We start from the raw sequence: 3,073 nt of genomic DNA, 5'->3' as shown, positions 1-3,073 counted from the left end.
CTACACGATGCCCGACATGGTGAGCAAGAGCAAAGCGGTGGCCGAGGTCGTGAAGCGCTGCGTCGACGACGGGATTCTGAGCACTCGGCCTCTCACCCTCGCTGCGGGCGACGGCGCTCTCGATGCCGACATGCTCATCGCAGCCGACCGGGCGATTCGCCCCGCGCACGGTGAACTGGAGGCACTGAACTTCCAACACCGTGGCCTCACCGTGACGGCGACGTCTGGAGGCAGGGCAGGCGAGGAGATCCTCACCTGGCTCGGCGAACAAGTCGACGATCGAGTGGAACCGTAGCGGCCGCCGCTGCGTCCAAGTAGGCAAGTGGTCTTTGTACGCACTGGTCTTTCTCGAACACAGGGGGTAGTCGAAAATGCGCAGTGGTTCTCGTGTGCGACGCAGCAGGGCGGGTGAGCTGTCGTGAGCCCCGAACCGATCGGGATCGGCGATCTCAGCAGCGAGCTCGAGAGGCTCGCTCACATCGCGATGACCGCCAGCACGGACGACACCGAGTTCGTACAGCAGTTCGCAGATGCCCTCAAGCGCGACTTCGCCACCAGGGCTGGGTACTCCGCCCAGTTCGACTCGAATCCGGTTGCCGACGATCCGTTCGACGTGATGTCGCACGAGGACATCTGGGCGAAGGCAGGCAGCCTGGACCCCAGCACCATCGACCAGACCGCGAACAACTGGCGCGCGCTCGGATTCGAAGCAGCGCGGAGTGCCGCATCGTTCGCCCAACAAATTGCGGGTCAGATCGGCACCAACTGGCAGGGCGTCGCGGCAGATGCAGCAGGCCAGGGCGTGCAGAAGTACGCCAACTCGTCCGTCGAACTGATGTTGTCTGCGGACACTCTGGCGACGAAGGTGATGGAAAGCTTCGGCGGCGTCACGAGCACGAAAGCGATGCTGCCGCCGCCCGTCCCCTATGCCGGCGGCGAGAAGATCCTCGACGCACTGACCTGGAGTACGAGGACGTTCCTGCCCGGTGACATGAAAAGTTTCCAACACTTGCACGAGGAAGCCGAGGAAGCGGCGAGGTCGGTGATGAAGACTCAATACGCACCGGTCATTCGCGAAGCGGCCGTGCAGGTTCCAGTACTACCGCCAGCGGTGAACCCGCTGAACGGAACCGACGCACCCAATACCTTCCCGGGTCTGGGCGACCCACGAATGGATTCCAACCCCATTCCCTACTCCGGTTTCGGGTCCGGCGGATCCGGATCGGGAGGTTCTGGGCAGGAAGTTTCTGGGCAAGGCGGTAACGGTCAGGCGGGACCCGGGCAGGGGGGATCTGGGCAGGGCACAACCGATTCGCAGGCCCAACCCCAGGCAGCGGCGACTCCACAGGACACCGCCACGCAGGCGTCGAGCTGGGCACCGTCCGAGTCACCGGGCGCCGGACAACAATCCGGTACCGGCACATCGGGACCCGGGGGTCAGGGCACATCGGGACCCGGGGGTCAGGGCACATCGGGACCCGGGGGTCAGGGCACATCGAGCAGTTCGACGTCAGGTTCCCCGTACGGCGGTTCCATGGCGACGGGACAGGGCGGTTCTTCAGGACGGTCGCCGTCAGGTGGGGCCGGGGGCAGGTTCGGTGGATCCGGGTCGCTCGGCGGCGCAGGAGGTGGCTCGTCGCTGGGAGGCGCTCAGGGCGGTGGCCTCGGATCGAGTGCCGGCGGTGCTGCACCGGGAGGGGCCGCCGGGGCGGGACGCATTGGAGCCCCGGGCATGGGCGGGATGGGTGGCATGGCACCGGCCGGGGGCCGCGGCGGGCCGGGTGGCGACGACGACGTGCACACGACCCCCGGGTATTTGATCGACGCTGTCAACGGGGACGACTTGATCGGCTCGCTACCGCTCGTTGCACCACCGGTGCTCGGCGAGTGAACGATCGTCGTTGGACCTTCGAGGGGCTTCCGTTTCGGATGCTTCTGGAACAGGCGGGGCGAGATCGGCTGCCGTTTCCCCTGCAGTTCACGCCGCATGCCGACTCCGCCGCCGACTACCATCGGCAGCGCCAGGAGGCGGCGGATTCCGTCGCACCGATCATGGACGCGGACTTACGCGTCGCGGTGCACACGATCATCGAACCGCGGGTCCGTGTCGAAGTGGTCGGCCACGTGCGGGTGGGACAATCGGCGCACGAGAAGCTTCGAGCCCACGCGGCCATCGGTTTCGACTCCGCCGCCGTGCTGACGCAGCGTCCGGGTGTCCACGACCGCTCCGGCGCAGATGTCACGGTGCACCTGATGGAACCGTTCCGAAGCGTGAGCGCAGTTCTGTCGGTTCTGCCCGATGTCGGCCGCGGGACCAGTCCGAGGATCGACGTCGACCGACCTGTGCGCCCCACCGACACCGAGTCGAGTTCACCGCTCCTGTCGAGCACGCCGCGGACGACCGACGACGCGCGCTATCAGCGGCTGTTTTCGCGGGCACCGTCGAGTGCCGGTGAAATTCTGGTGTGCGCGGGTCCAGCACCCGACAGCAGGCTCACCGAGGGTACTTCCGGCGTGCAGTGGGTCGATTTCGACGACGACGGCCGGTACATGATTCGACATTCGGCGAACATCAGTGTCGTACCCGTGTCCGCCGCCGAACTCGCGTCCGAGATACAAGAACTCGTCGAGAAGGCAACGCTGCGCGCCTGACACATCGACCAGTGGGTTCGGGGTCCGGGTTTCGGACAAATCGACCCAGTACATTGGTGTGCAGCATCTTGACACCGAGACGAAGGACTTCCTGTATGTCTGCTCCAGCCGGCCAGCCCTTGGCAAAGGGTCAGAACGGCCCGATCACTGCAGGCGACGTCGTCGTCTCGGTGCGACTCACCGCGCCCGCCGACCTGTCCGCACTGATGGTCGGTGCCAACGGGAAAGTACGGACCGACGCGGACTTCGTGTTCTTCAATCAGCCGACGGGTCCCGGCGTCCGTCTGGTACCCGGCCCTGCCGGACAGCCTGCGCAACTGGCGATCTCGCTGGCCCAGGTTCCTGCCGACATCGAGCAGATCCGCGCGGTCATCACCCTCGAGGATTCGTCGAGCAGCTTCGGTCGTTCCGCCCCTCCCAC

At 66.1% G+C, this 3,073-nt stretch carries 3 protein-coding genes and 1 pseudogene; all 4 read left to right on the top strand.

All coding sequences use genetic code 11. The annotated features are described in order from the left end of the window. Positions 1-295, top strand: a pseudogene (locus A2J03_RS09205) (HAD family hydrolase); the annotation flags it as partial. A 123-nt stretch (positions 296-418) separates the two neighbouring features. Next, positions 419-1,891: a hypothetical protein gene (locus tag A2J03_RS30450; protein ID WP_068372488.1), complete on the top strand. Its 1,473-nt coding sequence runs from the start codon at positions 419-421 to the stop codon at positions 1,889-1,891. After that, entirely contained in the window at positions 1,888-2,652 is a 765-nt protein-coding gene (locus A2J03_RS09195; protein WP_156520285.1) for an ESX secretion-associated protein EspG, read from the top strand. The genes A2J03_RS30450 and A2J03_RS09195 overlap by 4 nt, the downstream gene beginning before the upstream one ends. Before the next feature lie 95 nt (positions 2,653-2,747). Continuing rightward, positions 2,748-3,073: TerD family protein (locus A2J03_RS09190; protein WP_197480686.1), on the top strand; the 326-nt coding region annotated here is incomplete at its 3' end.

The sequence above is a fragment of the Rhodococcus sp. EPR-157 genome (assembly GCF_001647195.1).
Classification (GTDB): domain Bacteria; phylum Actinomycetota; class Actinomycetes; order Mycobacteriales; family Mycobacteriaceae; genus Rhodococcoides.
Note: the sequence above shows the minus strand (reverse complement) of the source record. Positions and strands in the feature narration are given on the sequence as shown.